The following is an 18,968-nucleotide window of genomic DNA, read 5'->3' on the forward strand; positions in this document are numbered from 1 at the left end:
CAGATATGCAACCACGGGACCTCTCCTCGCACACCGCCTACCGAGCGGGGCGTGGCATCGAGGAGGTCGCACGCGAATTGGGCCTCGACCCAGCGAATCTGGTAAAACTCTCTTCTAACGAGAACCCACACGGGCCGAGTCCGAAGGCCGCAGCGGCCGTCGAAGCCGCCGCGCCGACCATCCATACCTACCCGAAAACGTCGGCCGCGGACCTGACTGACGCCCTCGCAACAAAGTGGAGCGTCACCGGCGAACAAATCTGGCTCGCAAACGGCGGCGACGGTGCACTCGACTACCTCTGTCGAGCGATGCTCGAACCCGGCGACGAAGTGCTCGTCACGAAACCCGGCTTCGCCTACTACGCGATGAGCGCCCGCTACCACCACGGAGAGGTGAACGAGTATCCGCTGCAGAAAGCAGACGACTTCGCCCAAACCGCAGCGGGCGTGCTCGACCACTACGACGGCGAGCGCATCATCTTCCTCACGAGCCCGCACAACCCGACGGGGTCAGTCATGGCACTCGACGAGGTCGTGACGGTAGCAGACGAAACAGCCGAGGAAACCCTCGTCGTCGTCGATGAGGCTTACGGCGAGTTCGCGGAGATGGACAGCGCAATCTCACTGCTCTCTGACCGCGACGATATCGCCGTTCTCCGCACGTTCTCGAAGGCCTACGGCATCGCAGGGCTTCGACTCGGATACGCCGTTGTCCCCGAAGTGTGGGCCGACGCCTACGCCCGAGTGAACACGCCCTTCGCCGCGAGCGAACTGGCCTGTCGGGCCGGACTCGCCGCGCTCTCTGACGACGAGCACGTCGAGAAATCCGTCGCAACCGCCGCGTGGGCGCGCGAGTACATCTCCGAGAATCTCGAGGCAAAGACGTGGGAGAGCGCCGGAAACTTCGTTCTCGCGGACGTCGGTGACGGCTCTGCGGTCACGAAAGCCGCCCAGCGCGAAGGCATCATCGTCCGCGACTGTTCGAGCTTTGGGCTGCCCGAGTCCATCCGCATCACCTGTGGCACTGAGGAGACGACGAAGCGCGCGGTGTCCGTGTTGAACGAGGTGCTCACGTCGTGAGAGTCGTCGTCACCGGCACGCCCGGAACGGGCAAGACGACGGCCACAACCCTCATCGATACCGACCTCGACGTGATTCACCTGAACCACGTGATTCGAGACGAAGACGGCCTCTATAGCGAAGTTGACGAGGAGCGCGACAGCCTCGTTGCCGACTTGGATGCCGTCCGCGAGTGGCTCGGTGACCGCGACGACGTGCTCGTCGATTCCCACCTCGCTCATCACCTGACGGCGGACAAAGTCATCGTGCTTCGCTGTCACCCAGACCAGCTCGAACAGCGCCTGCTTGAGCGCGGCGAAACCGCCCAAAAAGCGCGCGAAAATGCAGAGAGCGAGGCGCTTGACGTAATCCTCTCGGAAGCCGTCAACGAACACGGTCTCGAAGCCGTCTACGAAATCGACACGACTGACCGAACCCCCGAGGCGGTTGCCGCGGCCATCGAAGCCGCCATCGTTGGTGACCGCGCACCGTCTGCGGGCGAAGTGTCCTTCATCGACTATCTATAATGCTCGACAAATTCAGACCCGTCGCAGACCGGCTGCTCGCCCCCTTCGTCACCCTCGCCGCCCGACTCAATCTCACCCCCGACAGCGTGAGCGTCGTGGCGTTCGTGCTTGCGGTCGCCGCCGGTGGCGTGTACTACCTCGCCGGGCAGACGCCCAGCTACTATCTCGTTGGCGCGATACTTGTCTTCTTGAACGGCTGGTTCGACCTCGTCGACGGGGCGCTCGCCCGCGAGTTGAACGTGGCCTCACGCTCCGGTGACCTCCTCGACCACGTCCTCGACCGCTACGCCGACATCGTCGTGATTGCCGGGTTGATGGCAGGGATTGGCGAATACGCCATTGGCTTTGCCGCCATCACGGGCGTGCTCATGACCTCGTATCTCGGAACGCAAGCCCAAGCAGTCGGCTTAGACCGCGTGTACGGCGGTCTCGTCGGGCGGGCAGACCGCCTCGCGCTTATCGGTCTCACAACCGTCGTGGCAACGTTCGTCCAGCAGGTCGGTGGCGTGTCGCTGGTCGTCGCGCTCCTCGTGTTCTTCGCGATCATCGGCCACGTGACGGCGCTCCAACGCTTTTACTACTCAATGCGGGCGCTCGCCTAAACCGCCTGCGGGCGGCCATCCGGCGTGCCATTTATACACGCCCCTTGCTAAGTGGGGCTATGGCTCAATGTGAGATGTGCGGAGCCGAGTCTGGTTCGCTCAAGACCGTCAAGGTCGAGGGAGCTGAACTCCAGCTTTGCGACAGCTGTTCGCAGTTCGGGACGGAGGTTCGGACGCAAAAATCTTCTTCCAGTTCGTCCACCAAGTACTCGACCAGCAGCTCCTCTGGGAAGTCGTCTTCGAGTAGCAGCACGTCGAGCTCGTCGAGTAGCGGCTCCTCGACGCGCCGTCGTCGGGACATGTTCGACGACATGGACGAGGTGGCATCTGATTACGACGACCGCATCCGCGAGGCGCGCGAGGACAAGGGATTGAGTCAGGAAGAACTCGCAAAGAGTCTCAACGAGAAGGCGAGTTTAATCCGCAAACTCGAACGCGGCGACATCCTGCCAAACGACTCCGTCCAGAAGAAACTCGAACGCGCGCTCAACATCAGCCTCTCTGAGAGCGCCGATACGGACTCAGAGTGGGAAGGAAGCGCCTCCACGACCACCACGCTCGGTGACGTGGTAAAACGCAAAGACAAGTAACGCGACTACTTCGTCTCGCAATCTATTTGTCGCCGGGGAATCGCCTCCCGGTATGTTCGTTCTCGTAAACCTGAAAGCCTACCCCTGTGACCCGGTCGCCGTCGCAGAGGCCGCAGCAGCCGTTGCCACAGACACAGACGCCCGTATCGCCGTTGCACCGCAGGCCGCACACCTCTCTGCGGTCGCAGAAACCGGCGTCGAGACGTGGGCACAGCACGTGAGTCCCGTCGAATACGGCAGCGCCACCGGCAGCACGCTCGCAGAAGCTGTCGCAGAGGCCGGTGCGCAAGGGACGCTCATCAACCACTCAGAAAAACGCCTCAAACTTGCGGACATCGACGCGAGCGTCCGTGCCGCAGAGCGCGCTGGGTTAGAAACCATCGTCTGTGCGAACAACCCCGCACAGGTCGGTGCCGCGGCCGCCCTCGGCCCCGATTCCGTGGCCGTCGAACCACCGGAACTCATCGGGACGGGAACGCCCGTGAGCAAAGCCGACCCCGACATCGTGACAGGTGCAGTCGAAGCCGCGGCTGCGGTTGACGAGTCGGTCTCCGTCCTCTGTGGCGCGGGCATCTCGACGGGCGAAGACGTCGTTGCCTCGCAAAAACTCGGCGCGGAGGGCGTCCTCCTCGCAAGTGGCGTGGCAAAAGCAGACGACCCGCGCGCCGCCCTCAAAGACCTCGTCTCCGGACTTTAAGCGCGCTGGAGGTCAGGGAGGAACTGCGATTCGATGACGTCAATAATTTCTTCGAACTCTGCGTCGCTGAGCCGGCCGTCGTGGGCGGCTTCGATGAACTGCGGAACGCTGTAGTCGTAGTGACCTCGCCCGAGGTGGGTGACGACGCCCACCTCTTTGAGCGTCGCGTTGCAGTTGTACGCAATCGTTCGGTCTGCATCTCCACCCGCGGCGACGTAGGCGTCCATCGGCTCTGCCGGACCGTGCTCGCAGTAGTAGGCGAGCATCCCGCGTTCGATAGTGTCGAGGCCGGCTATCGAGCGACAGAGCTGTTTGACGAGCGGGCGATTCCCGCCAATCTGGAGTTCGTCGAAGTCTGGTTCCGAGAGCGGGGTTTCGGGTTCCGGTTCAGGCTCAGATTCCGGCTCCGGCGCGTCGCGCTCGTAGTTATCGAGCCCGGACTGTTCTGCCTCGCGCATCCGCGAGGGTTGGGTGGTGTCGAGCATCGCCTGGGCGAACTGGTCTGCCATGCGGCTCATGTCGCGGGCGTCTGCGAGTTCGGCTTCGAGCTGGGCGATGTGTTCGTCCTTTTTTTCCAGTTGGGCCGTGAGGCGTTCGACCTCGTCGTCGTGTTGGGCGCGCTTGTCGGTAATTTGTTTCAACTCGGAGACGAGCGAGTCGCTCACCGATTTGAGGTCGGGACGCTCGAAGTCGTCCAAGCCGGGGGTTGCGCCCGCGTCGAACGTCGTTTTTCGCTGGAACTGGACGCGACGAATGCTCTCTGCCCAGTCGGTCATCAAGAACGCCTCGCCGTCGCCCATGTTCTCGATGGCGTTCGCGTACTCCGTGCCGATGACGCGCTGGACGACTTTGGTGTCGTTGCCCCACGTCAGGCGATGCCAGACGAGCCAGTCACACTGGGTGATGAAGTCCTTTTTCACGTCAGCCGGGCGCTGGCTGATGCCGGTGATACCGAGGCCGTGTTTCCGCCCGCGTTTTCCGATTTTGATGAGCATGCGCCCACACTCGTCGAGGCCGGGGCCTTCGGGGAGATACTCGTGGACTTCCTCTACGAGCATCAAGAAGGGCTTTTTCAGCTTCTTTTCCTTGGCGAACAGTTGTTTCGTGACCGCGGTCAGGAGGTCTTTGGCTTCGTCCTCATCGAGATAGCCAGACACGTCGAGAATGATGGGGACGTTGCCTTCGAGGGCGAGCGACGCGATTTTCTCTGCGTGCTCCGGGCCGACCATGATGTCACACTCCTCGTCTGCGCCGACGTGGAGCAGCTCGAATTTCTCCTTTAGCCCGTAGTACTCGCCGTCGGTATCGACGATGAGGATGGGAAAGTTATTCGAGAGCAGTTTCTCTGCGACGACGCTCGCCGTATTCGATTTTCCCGACCCTGATTTACCCGTGATGAAGCCACGACCGGTGAGCACCTCGACGACGGGCAGAGAGACTTCCTCCCCAACGGTACCCTCGCCCCCCGGACCCTCGCTCACGTCCGCGACTGTGATAGTTTCTACGTCTGCCATGTGCGCGTATCACACTGGTCGCAGGCCTGCCCTATATACTGTTGGCTGTCGATTCCTGCGAAAATTCAGGCGCGGATAACGAAGTGACTATTCCCTTGGTCTTCGAGCGTCGCAGACTCCAGCATTCTGACAATGTAGCCCGTCTGGGTCTGGCTCACGTTGCAGTCTGCGTCCACCCGCACGAGGTGCCCGATTAACTGGGCAGACGGTGGTTTCTGCGCTGCGCCACAGTCGTAAATGGTGAGCAGTTCGTCACCGGCTGGTGACTCGTAGACGATGATGTACGCGTGCGGTGCGAGTTCCCAGCGCCCGTCTCCTGCGCCCGCGAGCTTGTTCATGCCGAGAGTTCGTGTGCGCGCAGATAAATCACCACTCTCAGTTCCACAAACATTATTTTGTTCGGATATATTGTTGCGTGCATGGATGACGCTGTGAACCGTTCGCCAGTCAACGGGATTCCCGCGCTCGGACTTGGAACGTACAAAAACACCAACTTCGGTTCGTGCGTGGCAAGCGTCAGAAACGCCCTCGATATTGGGTTTCGCCACATCGACACCGCCCAGTACTACGAGAACGAGGCCGCGGTTGGCGAGGGTATCAGGACGTCTCCCGTTTCGCGGGAAGCGGTCTTCCTCGCGTCGAAAGTGTGGTTCGATGACCTCGCCTACGACGACGTGGTTCGGACGGCGCGAGAGAGTCTTGACCGGTTGGGCGTCGACTCACTCGACATGCTGTACGTCCACTGGCCAGCCGAAAGCTACGACCCGGAAGCCACGCTCACAGCCTTCAGCGACCTCAAACGGGACGGTCTAATCGACAATATCGGCGTGAGCAACTTCACCCCGGAACTGCTCACCGAAGCACGCGAACAGTGTGACGCCCCCATCAAAGCGAATCAAGTCGAGATGCACCCCTTGCTCCAACAAGACGAGTTGCGCGCCTACGCAGAGCGCCACGATATCGCGCTCGTCGCCTACTCGCCACTCATGCACGGCAACGTAGGCGACGTGCGCGAAGTGTGCGAGGTGACAGAAAAACACGAGACGACGCCCGAACAGGTCACGCTCGCGTGGCTCCTCGACAAAGGCGTGGTTCCCATCCCGAAAGCGACGAGTCGCGCCCACATCCGAGCCAATTGGGAGAGTCAGTTTTTGGCGTTGGACGACGAGGACATCGCGCACATCGACGGAATCTCAGAGGAAAAGCGGCTTGGCAACCCGGCGTTCGCGCCGTGGTGAGTTAGAAATCAGTCAGCGACTGTTGGCCTTCCCGAGATTGTTCACTCACGGGCTGGCTCGATTTTTCTCGTGGTTCGCTTGACGTCGCCCCACTCCAGCTATCGAGGCTGGCCTGGTCTTCTGCGGCGAACGAGAGTTTGGAGACGCGAACGCCGAGTTTGCGCGCCGTTTCGCCCTCGAACTCGGTGAGCAACGAGAGCGCCACCGACTCGACGAGGGCCGGGTCTTGAACGGGGCCGGGCAGCGACCGGGCACGCGTGTGGACGTCGAACGGCGGGGTCACCACCTTGATGCCAATGGTCTGGTAGAGCGCGCCTTCGCGGTCTGCGCGCGCGGCGACTGCTTCCGCAAGCCGCGAAACCGTGGTTTGGTGCTCGCTTACGTCTGCCGTCGGGGGAAAGGCCGATTCCCGTGAGAAACTCTTTGGCTTGCCAACCGGCTCTACGACCCGCGTGTCCCTGCCGTTCGCTCGCTCGTAGAGTTCGCGGCCGCGTTCGCCAAACTGGTCTACGAGGTCGTCGCGGTCTGCGGCAGCGAGGTCGCCCGCAGTTTCGATACCGAGGTCGCGCAGCGAACGGGCCGTGACCGGGCCGATTCCGTGGACGGCCTCGATGGAGAGTGGCGCGAAAAATTCGCGGACAGTTCCCGGCTCAACCACGGTCAGCCCGTCGGGTTTGTCGAAATCGCTTGCGACCTTCGCCGCGCTCATGTTCGGCGCGACGCCGATGCTCGCGGTCACGCCCACCTCGCGTTCGATGCGCTGTTTGATGTAGCGGGCGTAGCCTTCTGCGAGCGTCCGGCTCCCATCTGCGGTTTTGTCCCACGCGGTGCGCTCGGTCACGTCGAGATAGGCTTCGTCGATGCTCACCTCCCGGAGGGTGTCCGCGCAGTCGCGGAGGATGGCTTTGACCTCCGCGCTCACGGACTTGTAGAAGTCGAGGTCGACAGACCGGTAGTAGCCGCCTGCCTCGCCGTCGGCTACGGCTTCGATGCGCGGGAGCGTGTCGAGGGCTTTCGAGATGGCTTGGGCGCTCTCGATGCCGAACGCGCGCGCCTCGTAGCTCGCCGTCGCCACCGCGCCAATCGTCTCACCGGGTTCGTAGCCCATGCCGACGATGACGGGCTTGCCGACCAGCTCGGGCTCGCGCAGGCGCTCACAGGCGGCATAAAAACAGTCCATATCGACGTGCAAGATGATGCGCGCAGGGCCGTCTTCGTCGGGAACCCCCGGCAGCCGGGCACCATCTCGATTGGCCATACGAACAGTACTCAGTGGAGGCGTGTTAAGGTTCCTGAAGCGAGCGCAGACGCTCTGTGGAATTGGTGGTTGACTCAGCGGTTCACCCAGACCGACGGGCGAGCCGCTTGAGCCAGTTTCAAAAGGTGTTCTCGATTACAGGCCGACGTCTTTCCACCGGACGCTGCTCGCGTGTTCGGTGTGGCCGTACGTCGTCCCCGCGTACTTCTCTAAGTCGGTAATCGTCGTACAGTTCAAGCACGCAAACACTTCATCATTGTTGGTCCCGAACACTCTGACAAAGTCTGGCGTAACGAATCCCCCACAGTTTGAACATTGTTTCATGTTAACTTCCCCCTTACAACTTTGAACTGATGGTTGGACTGACTATTAAGTGTATCTATCGTTTACTTTCGTTATTGGGCGACTACTCGATAGAAATGTATGAAACGTTATTTTTTGGCCCAAATCCATGACGTTCAGCCATTCTTCTCTTTGTAGAATTCCGTTTTCCCACCCCCGTGGGGTCGTCCGTCGATTATCAATCAAAAATACCGACAGTATGCTTTGACTGACAGTAGATTGCTTGACACTCGCGGAGTGGAGAATTATTTATTTATTTTTACAATTTTGGAGAAGCAAATCAAAAACGTGACCAATAATCGCTATGCTGTAGTCCGGTAAGCTGTTCCTAACTTACGAAACAAATATGCGGTGATAGAAACATTATACTCGTTGGTGTAAAACTGTGAGTGACTTGTTCATCCTTCAAGTGGGAACCATCGGGGATACGCTGACAAACATGCTAAACGAGATGATTGCGTTCGTGCCGAACTTGGTCGGCGCAATTCTCATCTTGCTCATCGGTTGGCTCGTCGCCCGAGGGGCAATGCGGTTGGTCGAGTACGTCTCAGACCGCATCGAACTCGACCGCGTCGTCCTCGCCACGCCGCTTGGCGACATCCTTGGTGGGACAGAGAAAGCAGTCTCCCATTCGTTTGGGCTACTCGCCTACGCATTCGTTTTCGCGCTCGCCGTCCTCGCGGCCGCAGAGGCACTCGCCATTCCACTCCTGTCGCTGTGGATTTCAGAGGCCGTGTCCTACCTGCCGTCGCTGATCGCCGGCTTGCTCATCATCGTCCTCGGCTTCGTCGTCGCTGACTTCATCGGCGACGCCATCCAGCGCACCCGCGCGGCGACCGAGACGATGTACACGAGCTGGTTTGCGACGGGCGTTCGCCTGTTCCTCTACTTCACCGTCGTCGTCATCGGACTCGACACGATGGGCGTCGACGTAGAACTGCTCTACATCCTCGCAACCGCCTTCGCCGGCGGGGTGGCAATCGCGCTCGCCCTCGGTGTTGGTATCGCGGTTGGCTGGGGTGGCAAAGACTACGTCGCTCAGAACATCGCAAGCTGGATGAGCGCCGCACGCGGTGGCATCACGCCCCGCTCTGACGGCCCAATGACCGGTGGCGAAACCCCGGCTGACGACGACTAAGTACGAACAATTTTCGCGTTTTTAGAAAACTACCGACTAGCGACGGCGATACCACCACACGGCTGCCGCCGCGACGACGACCACTGCGAGGCCAATCGCCTCCATCGGAATCTGCTGTGGAGCACCTTCGACAACTTCCACCGGAACCTGCTGGGTTTCGGTGCGCATCGTGCCGTCTGCTTGTTCGTAGTCGATAGCGAGCGTCACCGCCTTGGTTTTCGGAATCGCGTCGTCTGACACCTCGAGGTCGAACGACATGGTGGTCGATTCACCGGCGTTGAGGCGGGAGACGAATGTCGAAGCGTCGGCACTCGAAACGGGTTCTTCTGCGAGCAGTCTAACGTTGACGTTCGTGACCGCCTCCATCCCGTCGTTCGTGAGGCGGACCACGAGGATGCCGTCTGAATCGACTTCGAACGTCGCGTTCACGGGTTCGATGTTGAAGCGGTCTTGTTTCTCGGCCACCGCGACCGAAAGCGAGAACGGGTCGGAGGTTTGTCTCCCAGTAAGCAACTCATATTCGACCGTCGCCGAAAGTCGTCTCATCCCAGTCGTGGCGTTCCCCGTCACCGTAATCGGGAACTCGAACTGGGTGCTTTCGCCGGGTTCGAGCGAACCGACCGGCACCGCAAGGGAGTGGGCGATAAACGGCGGCGAGACGGGTTGGAGGACGACCACCACGTCGTTTGCCGTCGTCAGGCCGGTGTTCGTCACCGTCCCCGTAACCGTCCCAAGGTCGCCGACGCTGAGCGTGCTCGACACGTTGTCGATGGTGAACTGCTGGCCCGTCTGCGGGCGAACCCCAATCGAAAGCGGGCTGGAGAGCCTGCTCAGCCCGTCTTTATCTTTATACGCCACTTCCACTTCTGCGGCGTAGTCACGCACGAGCGCATCGGAAGTGATGCCGACGCGGGTGGTCACCCGCTTTGTCTCCCCCGGTTGCCACGTCCCGATGAAGCTTTCTGCACTCTGTGCACCGCTTCCGAAGTTGAGTTCGCTGTCCGAAGACTTCACGAGCAGGGTGGCGTCTCTCGCGGTGGCAGTGCCGTCGTTTCTGAGGGTGAGCGTGACCATGCCCGTTTCACCGACCGCGACATCTGATTCCACGTCGAGAACGGTGAAGCGTGACTGGTTTTCGATGACCACAGTCACCATGAGTTCCTGCGTACGGCTGCGCTCTACGAACCGATGTGACCCGTCTGCACGGGTGATAACCTTCGAAGTGTACTCGTATTCCACATCAACCGCGAGGCGGTAGGTTCCCGGCGCGGCATCCTCAGCCACGGTGAGTCGAATCGGATACGGCCCCGCGACGCCCTCGGGAAGCATGCCGACCGGTGTGGTCGCAGTTTTCACGGTGATAGGGCTGTCCTCCGGCGCGGAGACAGACACCGTGGTCTGGCGTGCCGTCTGTACTAGCTGTTCGAACTCGTCGTCACCAGTTATCTGCACCTTCCCGTTGTTGACGAGGTACAGCGACACGGTTCCGGTCATTCCCGGCGCGAGGGTGTTTTCTGGGATAAACGCCGTAAAATCAGGGCGGCCGGCGACGCTCGTATCCTCTTGGAGCCCCGCAACGGGGCCAACACTACAGGCAAGGAGCAAGCAAAAAACACCGATAACCCGCAAAACGTCCATATCTACATGTAAGTTAAGAATATAGATAACTGCTTTTACTATTCTCAGCTCGAATCGTCGCGTCGTGAGAACTCCCCAGCGATGCTATATGTTCGGATAGCTTACCGTCATATGTGACTGCGCTTATCGAAACCGATGGGCTCACCAAGTTCTACGGCGAGGTCCGGGGCATCGAGGATTTGACCTTCTCCGTAGAAGAAGGGGCGATATTCGGCTTTCTCGGGCCGAACGGGGCCGGAAAGAGCACGACCATCAGGACGCTCCTTGGCCTCTTGCACCCGACGGGCGGGGAGGCGCGTCTCCTTGGCTGCGACGTGACCGACACGACCGCGCTCACGGAGGCCAAACAGGAAATCGGCCACATCCCCGGCGACTTCCACTTTTATCGAAACACGACCGGCGAGAAGGTGCTCGATTACTTCGCCCGACTCCGTGGCGACGAGCGCCGCGAAGAACTGCTCGAACTGTTTCCCGTGCCCGAAGACCGCAAGGTGAAAGCCTACTCGCGGGGGAATCGCCAAAAACTCGCCATCGTCCAGGCGTTCATGCACAACCCGCGACTTGTCATCATGGACGAGCCAACGTCCGGCCTCGACCCACTCGTCCAAGAAACGTTCTACGACTTTCTGCTCGCAGAACAGGACCAGGGCGTCACGACGTTCTTTTCGACGCACATCCTGAGCGAGGTGCGCAAAATCTGTGAGCGCGTGGCCATCATCCGCGACGGCAAACTCGTCGCGCTCGAAGACATCGACACGCTGCTCGAAAAAAGTGGGAAGGTCGTCCGCGTCTCGCTCGCAGAGGACGTTGCCCCGGAGACGTTCAAAATGCCCGGCATCGCCCGCACCGAGAGAGACGACGACGGCTACCTGCGACTCATCGTCACCGAAAATTTCGATGGGCTCATCGACGCACTCGCAGCGTACACCGTCCAAGATGTGGACATACGCGAAACCTCCATCGAGGACGTGTTCATGCACTTTTACGACGGTGATGTGGATGCTTGAGATTGCGCGTTTCGAAGCAAGGCGACGAACACGGAGCGCCGCGGCGCTGACGATTCTCATCCTCGCGCTCATCGCGCTCACGATTGGGCTGTACCCCTCGATTTCCGACACGGGCGTCGATTTAGACGCGTACTTAGACACCCTCTCGCCGGAACTCCGCCAAAGCTTCGTCGGCAGCGTTACCTCGCTCACCACCATCGACGGCTACCTCGTCTCGCAGTTGTACGTGCTCGTGTGGTTGCTCATCCTCGGCATCTACTTCGCCTACGCTTCCGCGTCGCTCGTCTCCGCGGAAATCGAACACCGCTCTATCGACTTGCTGCTCGTCAATCCCATCTCGCGGACCAGATTCATTGTCGAAAAATTCCTGGCGCTCCTCCCGGTGAACATCGCGGTCAACGGAATCGCGCTCGTTACCGTTTACTTCGGCGTCCAGTTCGTGGGTGAGTCGCTACCGCTCGCAGACCTCATTGCACTCCACGCGCTGTTCGTCATCTACCTCGCGGCGTGTTCGGGTCTCGGTCTCGTCGCTTCCGTGATATTCGACGACGTGCGCAGGGCACAGGGCGTCGGCATTGGCCTGCTGTTTGCGACCTACTTCCTCGACTCGCTCACCCGCGGGACGGATTACGAGTGGGCGGGCCAGTTCTCGTTTGCCCGATATCTCGATCCTGCAGACGTGCTCTCCCTCGGGGAAATCGACTGGCTCGGCACGGCGATTCTCCTCGCAGTCACCATCGGTCTCGTGATACTCGCCGCAGAGCTGTTCGAGCGAAAGGACATCAACGGCTGACCCACTCCTCGGAACAATTACATCTGCGCCGAGACTACTTACAGGAAATGGCGACACACGACGAGGGGCCTGCAGTTACCGTGTCAGGACTCTCGAAGGTGTTCGGACGGCGGGGGAACCCACCCGTCACGGCCGTCGATGACGTATCGTTTTCTGTCGAGCGCGGGAGTGTCGTCGGGCTGCTCGGGCCGAACGGCGCGGGCAAAACGACCACCATCAAAGCCATCCTTGGCCTCTTGACGCCGACTGCCGGGAACATTCAGGTGGGTGGCGTTGACGTACAAACCAACCCACGGGGGGTGTACCGAAACGTGAGCGCCGTCCTCGAAGGCTCGCGCAACATCTACTGGCGACTCTCGCCACGACAGAACGTCGAATTTTTCACCAGTTTACAGGGGATTCACCCGAAAACCGTCCGGGAGGACCACGACGAGGTGTTCGACTGGCTCGGCCTTACGGACAAGGTGGACGACCCAGTCACGAACCTCTCGCGCGGGATGAAACAGAAGACGGCCCTCGCCTGTGCGATTGCGCGGGACACGGACGTGCTGTTTCTCGACGAACCGACGCTCGGCCTCGATGTCGAAACCTCACTCGACTTGCGGCGCGAACTCAGGCGCTTGGCCGAACACGACGGAAAGACCATCCTCATCTCCAGTCACGACATGGACGTGGTCCAAGACGTGTGCGACCGCGTCATCATCATGAACGAGGGGCGCGTCGTCGCAGACGAGCGCATCGACGACCTGATTGCCCTGTTTCGCTCACAGACCTACCGCATCGCAGTGTCCCACGACGAAGCCGCGCTCAGAACCCATCTCCACGAGTTCGAAGTGACCAACTGGGCAGTGCGTGACGGTCGCATCGAGTTCGACGTGGTGCTCAGAGACGGCGACCGATTTTACGACCTGATGGACACGCTCCGGGAAGGAGGGGTACGCCTCGACTCGGTCACAGCAATCGAGCCGGATTTAGAAGACGTGTTCCTCACCGTCACCGAAAACGGGGGGATGCAATGAGGCCAACGCTCGTCCTTTTTCGGGGCATCTTCCTGAAATCGATTATCCTCCTGACTCGGTATGCGTTCAACACGGTGAGCGAACTCGTCACAATCTACCTGTTTTTCGCGCTCATCTTCTTCGGCGGGCAGGCGTTCATCGGGACGGCGTTCACCGACTCGCTCGAAGGCATCATCGTCGGCTTTTTCGTGTTCACGATTGCGGTCGGTGCCTACTCCTCTGTGTCGTGGGACATCATTCGCGAGGCGCAGTGGGGAACGCTCGAACAGCTCTATATGTCGCCGTTTGGCTTCGGACGGGTAACGACCGTCAAAGTCTGCGTGAACGTCCTCATCAGCTTCCTGTGGGGCGGCGCGATGCTCGCGCTCATGTTGCTCACGACCGGGGAAACGCTCGCCCTCGATCTCGTGACCATCGTCCCACTACTCATCCTCACACTCGCGTCTGCTGTGGGGGTTGGCTTCGTCACCGGCGGACTCGCGCTCTTGTACAAGCGCATCGAGAATCTGTTTGCCATCATCCAGTTTACGTTCATTGGCCTGCTCGCGGCCCCCGTCGACACCTACCCGTTCTTGAAATTCCTGCCGCTCGCGCTTGGTGGCGACCTGCTCGGCGCGGCGATGGCCGGAGACGTGCGCCTGTGGGACCTGCCGACCGGCGACCTGCTGTTGCTCACCGCCAACGCCGTGGGCTACGTCGTGCTTGGCTACGCGATTTTCCAGTACATTAGCAAGAAAGCGCGCGAGAGGGGCGTTTTAGGCCACTACTGAGATTGTCTGATTTTCACGCCAAAGTGCGGCAACTCGTCCACGCACTCTTGCCTCCACATCGACAATTCTGCAGCGAGACAACTCGAAACCCTCGATTTCACCATATATAAGGTCATGCATATGCTAATAAGTGTTATTACCACACCAACGAAATGGTTAAGTAACGGACCTATGTTACTGAGTAACACCATGTCAAAACGAAGCCGACGACCGACAATGAAAGATGTTGACCACACACCGCCAGCAGGCGAGTCCGTGACGAACGTGTGGAATCGAGGACGGAAGCCGGAACCAGAGCCAAGCGACTAAGCAGCTACCAGTAGTTCTGAACAGTCTCAGTTTTCAACCAGTAGAGGCATCATTTTCCGCTCAGCGCGCGTTCTAGAGTCCGTTGCACCCCGACAGTGAGGCAAATGAACAGTGAGTATCAACGAATCGTAGACGACGCAGAACACGAGTGGCGAGCCAGCTTCGACCAGGGGCCAACCCGAACCAGATGGACCATCCTTCCGGTTCAGATTGGCGACCTGGCCCCCGATTTCACCCTCTCTGACCACCAGGGAAACGAGCGCACGCTGAGCGAGTTTTGGACCGGTGGCCCCGCACTTATCCTCTTTTTCCGGCACTTTGGCTGTCGGTGTAGCATGGCTCGGGCCGCCCGCCTGAAAGACGAACTGGCGAGTTATGATGAGGCGGGCGGAACCGTCGTCATCGTGGGGCAAGGCGACCCCGAGCGAGCCGCCGCCTACGCCCGTGACCACGACATCGTCTGTCCGATTCTCTGTGATACCTCGATGCGCGCGTACAGCGAATATGGCCTGCTCGAAGGCCTCCCATCGCAAATTCTCTACGGCTTAGACGAACAGGTTCGCAACCGCGACCCGGCGGCCACAGACACACTCGTTGCAGAACGGAGACGCGAGGGTCGCCCGTTCGTGGACAACCCGTGGCAACTGCCCGGGGAGTTCATCGTCGACGAAGCTGGCATCATTCAACTGGCCTACCGCTATCAGTACTGCGAGGACTTCCCCGACCCGCGCATCCTCGAGACGACGCTTCACTCGCTCACCAACACGGAGAGCGAAGTCTAAGCCCTCCGCGCGCCTATCTTCCATTATTCCGGTGGCGCACGCGCCACCAGCGAAGCCAGCCATGTACGTAGAACTCGAACGAGACGACGCGACGCGCTCACCGGTTGCCGGTGACGAACCACTCGTGCCCGGCGCGACTATGTCGTGTCGCTCGCATCTCGTGACAACCGTGTACCGAAATATCTGGGTCATCACCGTCGATTCTATCGAGGAACTCGAAAAACTGATTCCAGAGCCGATTTCGGTGCACCCGGCGGAGCGAAACGGTACCGACGCGAAAGTCGTCATCCACGCGAAGCCGGAACGAACCGCAGAGAAGCAAAAACGCGAGCCGATTCCGGCCGCGTAACCGAGTACCGATTTTGCGCAATTTCCCAGCGCGGATTCTATGAGGCCGATTTTCGAGACTTTGAGGAGTTTTTCAAGATGAGTGCTGAGTTCGCACAGAGAGGTGCCTGTGCTGGCAGCGACAAAACACCCAGTAGAATTTACCATAATTTTATGGCAATTTGGCTTCTTTTGCACACTATATCGGAACACTTTGCGACATTTGTGTGGAATTTGGGTGAGAGTCTGGCAAATCCCTTTCAAGCAATTCGCCAACGCTTCGAGTGGAGTTAGAGACAATGACTACCAAATCGCCCGAAAACGACTCCGTGTCCGCGCTGCAACAAGCAATCTCCGCGGTGAACGACCGCTTTGCCTCCCGGCGTGACTTCATCACAAAGGGGACCGCAGCCGGTGTGGTCTTACTCGGCATGGGTGGGGGCGCAGTCAGCGCAGCCGGTGCCCAAGAAGACGACGAACCAACCGACGTGGACGTGCTCAACTACGCACTCACGCTCGAACACTTAGAGGACGCCTTCTACCGCGAGGGCATCGAGACGTTCTGCAGCAAGGACTTCAACAGCTGCAAAACGCTGAACGGCTTCAGTGCACGCGTCCGCGGCGACGTGTACGACAACATCGTGGACATCGGCGACCACGAATCGACGCACACCGATGTCCTCACCCAGGTCATCACCGACCTCGGTGGCGACCCAGTTCCCGAACTCGACTACGAATTCGGCTTTGAGACGCCAGCCGAGTTCCTCGGTATCGCCCAAGTCCTCGAAAACACCGGCGTATCCGCCTACGACGGCGCAATAAACCGCATCGAGAACAAAGAACTGGTCACCGCTGGCGCAACCATCGCAACCGTGGAAGCCCGCCACGCTTCGTACCTGAACCTCCTCAACGGGGCAGACCCCTTCCCTGCCGCCTTCGACGAGGCGAAATCCCAAGAGGCAATTCTCGAAGCCGCCGGTGGCTTCATCGTTCAGGAATAACGCGGCGTTCACCCTCCGTTCCATATTTCGGCTGTGTCGTGCGATTTACCGGACCGATACTGTTAGCTGAATGAAAAATTATTTCCAGATAGTTCCAAAACTACCCCCATGGCCGGATTCAGTATCCACATCTCGGGGCCGTTTGCGCTCGCTATTGCGCTCATCGGAGCCATCCTGATCTACCGAGACGGAAAGAAGCGTGGGATGGACACCGCCGACATGTGGGCCGTTGGCTTCTTCGTCGGATTCTTCATCCCGCCGCTTATCGGCGCGGTCGTCGTTCTCGTGTTCTATTTCCAGAAGCGAAAGCCGAGACGGCGCGTACCGTATGGGGTTCCGCCAGAATAGCCGACCGACAGTTCTCCAGTCAGATGAATAGCGGCTGTTCGCAGAAGGCTTATGCCAATTTTCTGAGTGGGAACGCCAATGGCCGCGCTCTCACGTTTTCTAACAGTACTTGGCGTTATTCTCATTCTCAGCGGTGGCGTGGGTGCAGTTTTGAGCTACGACCAACATTAAAAGAACCAGTGTGAATCTGGGTATCAAGTGCGAATCACGCAGTTGGGACCGAACGAAGAGCCCCGATTCACCAAGCAAGAGGTTGACTTCAAGAATTTATCTGGTGCAGACCAGCGTGTCTTCGAGGAGCTTGTGGCTGCCGACGAGCCGCCAGTGTATCAGAATGTCTCTGCACTCACCGGCATTGAGCGGAAAGTCGTCACCTACCAAGGTGGGCGATACGAGACAAGCGGGCTCACCGCTCATGATTGCGAAGCCGAGGGACTCGTGCTCATGTATATGGGGATTTCGACCGCACTCGGTGGGGTAGGGCTGGTTGCATCGCCCTACCTGTGGCGGGGTGGAACGCAGTTGCTTGCGTCTCTCAGAAGGTGAGAGGAGTGAACGGCCGATTGCGAACCCTTATCCCGACACGACGGGTAGAACAGATGCTTCGGCTTCATCACCGAAGAATTGCAGTCTGCAATGATACGCAGATTCGCTAAGTATGGTGGATTTCTCCACCGATACTTCTCACAACCCACGAGTGGTGATGCTGTGACTCAAAGAAGCAACCCCCTTATCTACGTTTGAGTCACGTCAATGAATGTCCACAATCGTCGCCGTCAGGCACGGAGAAATCATGGGGAATCGAGAGCAGTTCGGGTTTACAGCGATACCGCGGGACAAGATTTTAAGTCGAAATACGCGTGAATGATGACGATGGAGCCGATAGTCATCGTCGGTGGAGGCATCATTGGAGCCAGCATTGCCTCTCACCTCAAAGACGACGAGCGCCCGGTGGTGGTCTACGAACAGGACACCGTCGGCTCTGGAACGTCCGGCGACTCGGTTGCAGTCTTCGTCTGGCACCAATCGACGCCCGACCCGCTGAGCCACCGACTCAGAGCACGAGCGTGGGACACCTACGAACCGCTCATCCGCGACGGGACGCTCAGCTTCGAGCAGATTGGCACGCTCGACGTCGCATTCGGAGCCGAAGGCGCAACGATGCGCAAAGAAGTCGCCGCGACGCTCGACTCGTTCGGCGTTTCCGCGTCATTTCTGGAACCCGAATCGCTGGCCGCACACGGACTCGAACCAGCAGCCGTCGCAGGCGCGCTTTACACGCCCGACGACGGCTATCTCGACCCCTCGGAGATTATCCAACACTTCCTCAAGGAAGCCAGTTCACAGGACGTCACTGTCGAGACGAAGACGGCCGTCACCGCAATTCGGATCGACGCCGATGGCGTAACCGGCGTCGAAACGGAAGCCGGGTTTCAGCCAGCCCACGCGGTGATAAACGCCGCTGGCCCGTGGGCGCCGGCGGTCAACCGAATGGTGGGCATCTCGCTCCCGCTTCGGCACAACCTCGGCCCGGTCGTAGTCCTCCAGAAAGACGCGCCGTTCACGCTCCCGTTCATCGAATTCGAAGACGGCCTGTACGTCCGGGGCGAAGGCGACCGGCAGGCGTTCGCCGGCCAGTTCGGCGCGAGCTACGATGAAGCAGACGAGTTACAGCCGGACGAGGCACGCTCCGTTGCCCACGACTTCTATCTTGACATCGACGCCCGAATCGAGGACGCGATTCCCCGACTCTCAGGGGTTGAACTCGTAAACGAGTGGGTCGGGATGCGCACGCTGACACCGGATGGCGTCCCGTTCGTCGGTGAAACTGCAGTTACAGGTTTCTACGTCGCCTGTGGCATGAATGGGCTTGGAGTTACACTTGCTCCAGCGATTGGAGAGGTGCTTGCGGAGATGGTTGGCAGTGGCTCGGTTAATTCGGAAATTGAGGAGTATCTGCGTCCGGGTCGGGTGGAAAAAATGGGTTCAGAGGGATTGTGAACCTCAACC

General features: G+C 59.7%; 22 protein-coding genes. 17 read left to right on the forward strand and 5 right to left on the reverse strand.

Going from position 1 to position 18,968, the window contains the following annotated elements; genetic code table 11:
- Positions 1 to 5: 5 nt before the first annotated feature.
- From hisC to tpiA, 5 genes are read left to right on the forward strand one after another with little or no spacing between them, the layout of a single operon-like run.
- Complete coding sequence (gene hisC / locus V5N13_RS01600; protein ID WP_336359347.1) at positions 6 to 1,079, forward strand: histidinol-phosphate transaminase; 1,074 nt, start codon at positions 6 to 8, stop codon at positions 1,077 to 1,079.
- The gene (locus tag V5N13_RS01605; protein ID WP_336359348.1) at positions 1,076 to 1,585 is read left to right on the forward strand and encodes an adenylate kinase family protein; all 510 of its coding nucleotides are present in this window, start codon (positions 1,076 to 1,078) and stop codon (positions 1,583 to 1,585) included. Before hisC ends, V5N13_RS01605 begins: the two co-directional genes overlap by 4 nt.
- Complete coding sequence (locus V5N13_RS01610) at positions 1,582 to 2,187, forward strand: CDP-alcohol phosphatidyltransferase family protein (RefSeq protein WP_336361406.1); 606 nt, start codon at positions 1,582 to 1,584, stop codon at positions 2,185 to 2,187. The genes V5N13_RS01605 and V5N13_RS01610 overlap by 4 nt, the downstream gene beginning before the upstream one ends.
- A gap of 59 nt (positions 2,188 to 2,246) precedes the next feature.
- Positions 2,247 to 2,777, forward strand: coding sequence for a multiprotein bridging factor aMBF1 (locus V5N13_RS01615; protein ID WP_336359349.1), 531 nt, complete (start codon positions 2,247 to 2,249; stop codon positions 2,775 to 2,777).
- A 52-nt stretch (positions 2,778 to 2,829) separates the two neighbouring features.
- Positions 2,830 to 3,474, forward strand: a complete 645-nt coding sequence (gene tpiA / locus V5N13_RS01620; RefSeq protein WP_336359350.1) for a triose-phosphate isomerase — start codon at positions 2,830 to 2,832, stop codon at positions 3,472 to 3,474.
- On the opposite strand, the gene V5N13_RS01625 is transcribed toward tpiA, so the two are convergent.
- Positions 3,471 to 4,988, reverse strand: coding sequence for an ATP-binding protein (locus V5N13_RS01625; protein WP_336359351.1), 1,518 nt, complete (start codon positions 4,986 to 4,988; stop codon positions 3,471 to 3,473). The genes tpiA and V5N13_RS01625 overlap by 4 nt on opposite strands.
- A 65-nt stretch (positions 4,989 to 5,053) precedes the next feature.
- Positions 5,054 to 5,326, reverse strand: coding sequence for a hypothetical protein (locus V5N13_RS01630; RefSeq protein WP_336359352.1), 273 nt, complete (start codon positions 5,324 to 5,326; stop codon positions 5,054 to 5,056).
- An 81-nt stretch (positions 5,327 to 5,407) separates the two neighbouring features.
- On the opposite strand from V5N13_RS01630, the gene V5N13_RS01635 reads away from it, so the two are divergent.
- Positions 5,408 to 6,226, forward strand: coding sequence for an aldo/keto reductase (locus tag V5N13_RS01635; protein WP_336359353.1), 819 nt, complete (start codon positions 5,408 to 5,410; stop codon positions 6,224 to 6,226).
- Between the two features lies 1 nt (position 6,227).
- On the opposite strand, the gene dinB is transcribed toward V5N13_RS01635, so the two are convergent.
- Together dinB and V5N13_RS01645 are read right to left on the reverse strand one after the other, a co-directional pair.
- Positions 6,228 to 7,484 (reverse strand): DNA polymerase IV, encoded by a 1,257-nt coding sequence (gene dinB, locus V5N13_RS01640; RefSeq protein ID WP_336359354.1) that lies wholly within the window; start codon positions 7,482 to 7,484, stop codon positions 6,228 to 6,230.
- Between the two features lie 135 nt (positions 7,485 to 7,619).
- The gene (locus tag V5N13_RS01645) at positions 7,620 to 7,808 is read right to left on the reverse strand and encodes a DUF7563 family protein (protein ID WP_332899100.1); all 189 of its coding nucleotides are present in this window, start codon (positions 7,806 to 7,808) and stop codon (positions 7,620 to 7,622) included.
- Between the two features lie 457 nt (positions 7,809 to 8,265).
- Between V5N13_RS01645 and V5N13_RS01650 the strand changes: the two genes are divergently transcribed.
- Positions 8,266 to 8,964 carry a mechanosensitive ion channel family protein gene (locus V5N13_RS01650; RefSeq protein ID WP_442904973.1) on the forward strand — a complete coding sequence of 233 codons (699 nt, stop codon included), beginning with the start codon at positions 8,266 to 8,268 and terminating at the stop codon, positions 8,962 to 8,964.
- A gap of 36 nt (positions 8,965 to 9,000) precedes the next feature.
- Here V5N13_RS01650 and V5N13_RS01655 read toward each other — a convergent pair whose 3' ends face one another.
- Positions 9,001 to 10,602 carry a COG1361 S-layer family protein gene (locus V5N13_RS01655; protein ID WP_336359356.1) on the reverse strand — a complete coding sequence of 534 codons (1,602 nt, stop codon included), beginning with the start codon at positions 10,600 to 10,602 and terminating at the stop codon, positions 9,001 to 9,003.
- Between the two features lie 113 nt (positions 10,603 to 10,715).
- Between V5N13_RS01655 and V5N13_RS01660 the strand changes: the two genes are divergently transcribed.
- The 10 genes from V5N13_RS01660 to V5N13_RS01705 all read left to right on the forward strand — a co-directional run bounded on the left by V5N13_RS01660 (position 10,716) and on the right by V5N13_RS01705 (position 18,959).
- Positions 10,716 to 11,609, forward strand: a complete 894-nt coding sequence (locus V5N13_RS01660; protein WP_336359357.1) for an ABC transporter ATP-binding protein — start codon at positions 10,716 to 10,718, stop codon at positions 11,607 to 11,609.
- On the forward strand, positions 11,602 to 12,402 hold the full coding sequence (locus V5N13_RS01665) for an ABC transporter permease subunit (protein WP_336359358.1): 801 nt from the start codon (positions 11,602 to 11,604) through the stop codon (positions 12,400 to 12,402). Before V5N13_RS01660 ends, V5N13_RS01665 begins: the two co-directional genes overlap by 8 nt.
- A 47-nt stretch (positions 12,403 to 12,449) precedes the next feature.
- Positions 12,450 to 13,421 carry an ABC transporter ATP-binding protein gene (locus V5N13_RS01670; RefSeq protein WP_336359359.1) on the forward strand — a complete coding sequence of 324 codons (972 nt, stop codon included), beginning with the start codon at positions 12,450 to 12,452 and terminating at the stop codon, positions 13,419 to 13,421.
- Entirely contained in the window at positions 13,418 to 14,191 is a 774-nt protein-coding gene (locus V5N13_RS01675) for an ABC transporter permease (protein WP_336359360.1), read from the forward strand. Before V5N13_RS01670 ends, V5N13_RS01675 begins: the two co-directional genes overlap by 4 nt.
- Positions 14,192 to 14,604: 413 nt before the next feature.
- A complete protein-coding gene (locus V5N13_RS01680; protein WP_336359361.1) occupies positions 14,605 to 15,282 on the forward strand; it encodes a peroxiredoxin-like family protein in 678 nt (225 codons plus the stop codon).
- A 61-nt stretch (positions 15,283 to 15,343) separates the two neighbouring features.
- On the forward strand, positions 15,344 to 15,631 hold the full coding sequence (locus V5N13_RS01685; RefSeq protein ID WP_336359362.1) for a hypothetical protein: 288 nt from the start codon (positions 15,344 to 15,346) through the stop codon (positions 15,629 to 15,631).
- 277 nt (positions 15,632 to 15,908) lie between these two features.
- Positions 15,909 to 16,610, forward strand: coding sequence for a ferritin-like domain-containing protein (locus V5N13_RS01690; protein WP_336359363.1), 702 nt, complete (start codon positions 15,909 to 15,911; stop codon positions 16,608 to 16,610).
- Positions 16,611 to 16,718: 108 nt separating this feature from the next.
- Positions 16,719 to 16,958 carry a hypothetical protein gene (locus V5N13_RS01695; RefSeq protein ID WP_336359364.1) on the forward strand — a complete coding sequence of 80 codons (240 nt, stop codon included), beginning with the start codon at positions 16,719 to 16,721 and terminating at the stop codon, positions 16,956 to 16,958.
- Between the two features lie 198 nt (positions 16,959 to 17,156).
- Positions 17,157 to 17,504: a hypothetical protein gene (locus tag V5N13_RS01700; RefSeq protein WP_336359365.1), complete on the forward strand. Its 348-nt coding sequence runs from the start codon at positions 17,157 to 17,159 to the stop codon at positions 17,502 to 17,504.
- Positions 17,505 to 17,831: 327 nt separating this feature from the next.
- Positions 17,832 to 18,959 (forward strand): NAD(P)/FAD-dependent oxidoreductase, encoded by a 1,128-nt coding sequence (locus V5N13_RS01705; protein ID WP_336359366.1) that lies wholly within the window; start codon positions 17,832 to 17,834, stop codon positions 18,957 to 18,959.
- Positions 18,960 to 18,968 lie beyond the last annotated feature (9 nt).

The organism is Haladaptatus sp. ZSTT2 (assembly GCF_037081775.1).
In the GTDB taxonomy this organism is placed as follows: Archaea; Halobacteriota; Halobacteria; order Halobacteriales; family Halococcaceae; genus QDMS2.

Bases quoted from the DNA above. Each gene is read 5' to 3' on its own strand.
- V5N13_RS01665 (WP_336359358.1), top strand. From the start codon at position 11,602: ATGCTTGAGATTGCGCGTTTCGAAGCAAGGCGACGAACACGGAGCGCC.
- V5N13_RS01650 (WP_442904973.1), top strand. From the start codon at position 8,266: ATGCTAAACGAGATGATTGCGTTCGTGCCGAACTTGGTCGGCGCAATT.
- V5N13_RS01705 (WP_336359366.1), top strand. From the start codon at position 17,832: ATGGAGCCGATAGTCATCGTCGGTGGAGGCATCATTGGAGCCAGCATT.
- V5N13_RS01690 (WP_336359363.1), top strand. From the start codon at position 15,909: ATGACTACCAAATCGCCCGAAAACGACTCCGTGTCCGCGCTGCAACAA.
- V5N13_RS01670 (WP_336359359.1), top strand. From the start codon at position 12,450: ATGGCGACACACGACGAGGGGCCTGCAGTTACCGTGTCAGGACTCTCG.
- V5N13_RS01685 (WP_336359362.1), top strand. From the start codon at position 15,344: ATGTACGTAGAACTCGAACGAGACGACGCGACGCGCTCACCGGTTGCC.
- V5N13_RS01695 (WP_336359364.1), top strand. From the start codon at position 16,719: ATGGCCGGATTCAGTATCCACATCTCGGGGCCGTTTGCGCTCGCTATT.
- V5N13_RS01645 (WP_332899100.1), bottom strand. From the start codon at position 7,808: ATGAAACAATGTTCAAACTGTGGGGGATTCGTTACGCCAGACTTTGTC.
- V5N13_RS01680 (WP_336359361.1), top strand. From the start codon at position 14,605: ATGAACAGTGAGTATCAACGAATCGTAGACGACGCAGAACACGAGTGG.
- V5N13_RS01630 (WP_336359352.1), bottom strand. From the start codon at position 5,326: ATGAACAAGCTCGCGGGCGCAGGAGACGGGCGCTGGGAACTCGCACCG.
- dinB (WP_336359354.1), bottom strand. From the start codon at position 7,484: ATGGCCAATCGAGATGGTGCCCGGCTGCCGGGGGTTCCCGACGAAGAC.
- hisC (WP_336359347.1), top strand. From the start codon at position 6: ATGCAACCACGGGACCTCTCCTCGCACACCGCCTACCGAGCGGGGCGT.
- V5N13_RS01675 (WP_336359360.1), top strand. From the start codon at position 13,418: ATGAGGCCAACGCTCGTCCTTTTTCGGGGCATCTTCCTGAAATCGATT.
- V5N13_RS01635 (WP_336359353.1), top strand. From the start codon at position 5,408: ATGGATGACGCTGTGAACCGTTCGCCAGTCAACGGGATTCCCGCGCTC.
- V5N13_RS01625 (WP_336359351.1), bottom strand. From the start codon at position 4,988: ATGGCAGACGTAGAAACTATCACAGTCGCGGACGTGAGCGAGGGTCCG.
- tpiA (WP_336359350.1), top strand. From the start codon at position 2,830: ATGTTCGTTCTCGTAAACCTGAAAGCCTACCCCTGTGACCCGGTCGCC.
- V5N13_RS01615 (WP_336359349.1), top strand. From the start codon at position 2,247: ATGGCTCAATGTGAGATGTGCGGAGCCGAGTCTGGTTCGCTCAAGACC.
- V5N13_RS01655 (WP_336359356.1), bottom strand. From the start codon at position 10,602: ATGGACGTTTTGCGGGTTATCGGTGTTTTTTGCTTGCTCCTTGCCTGT.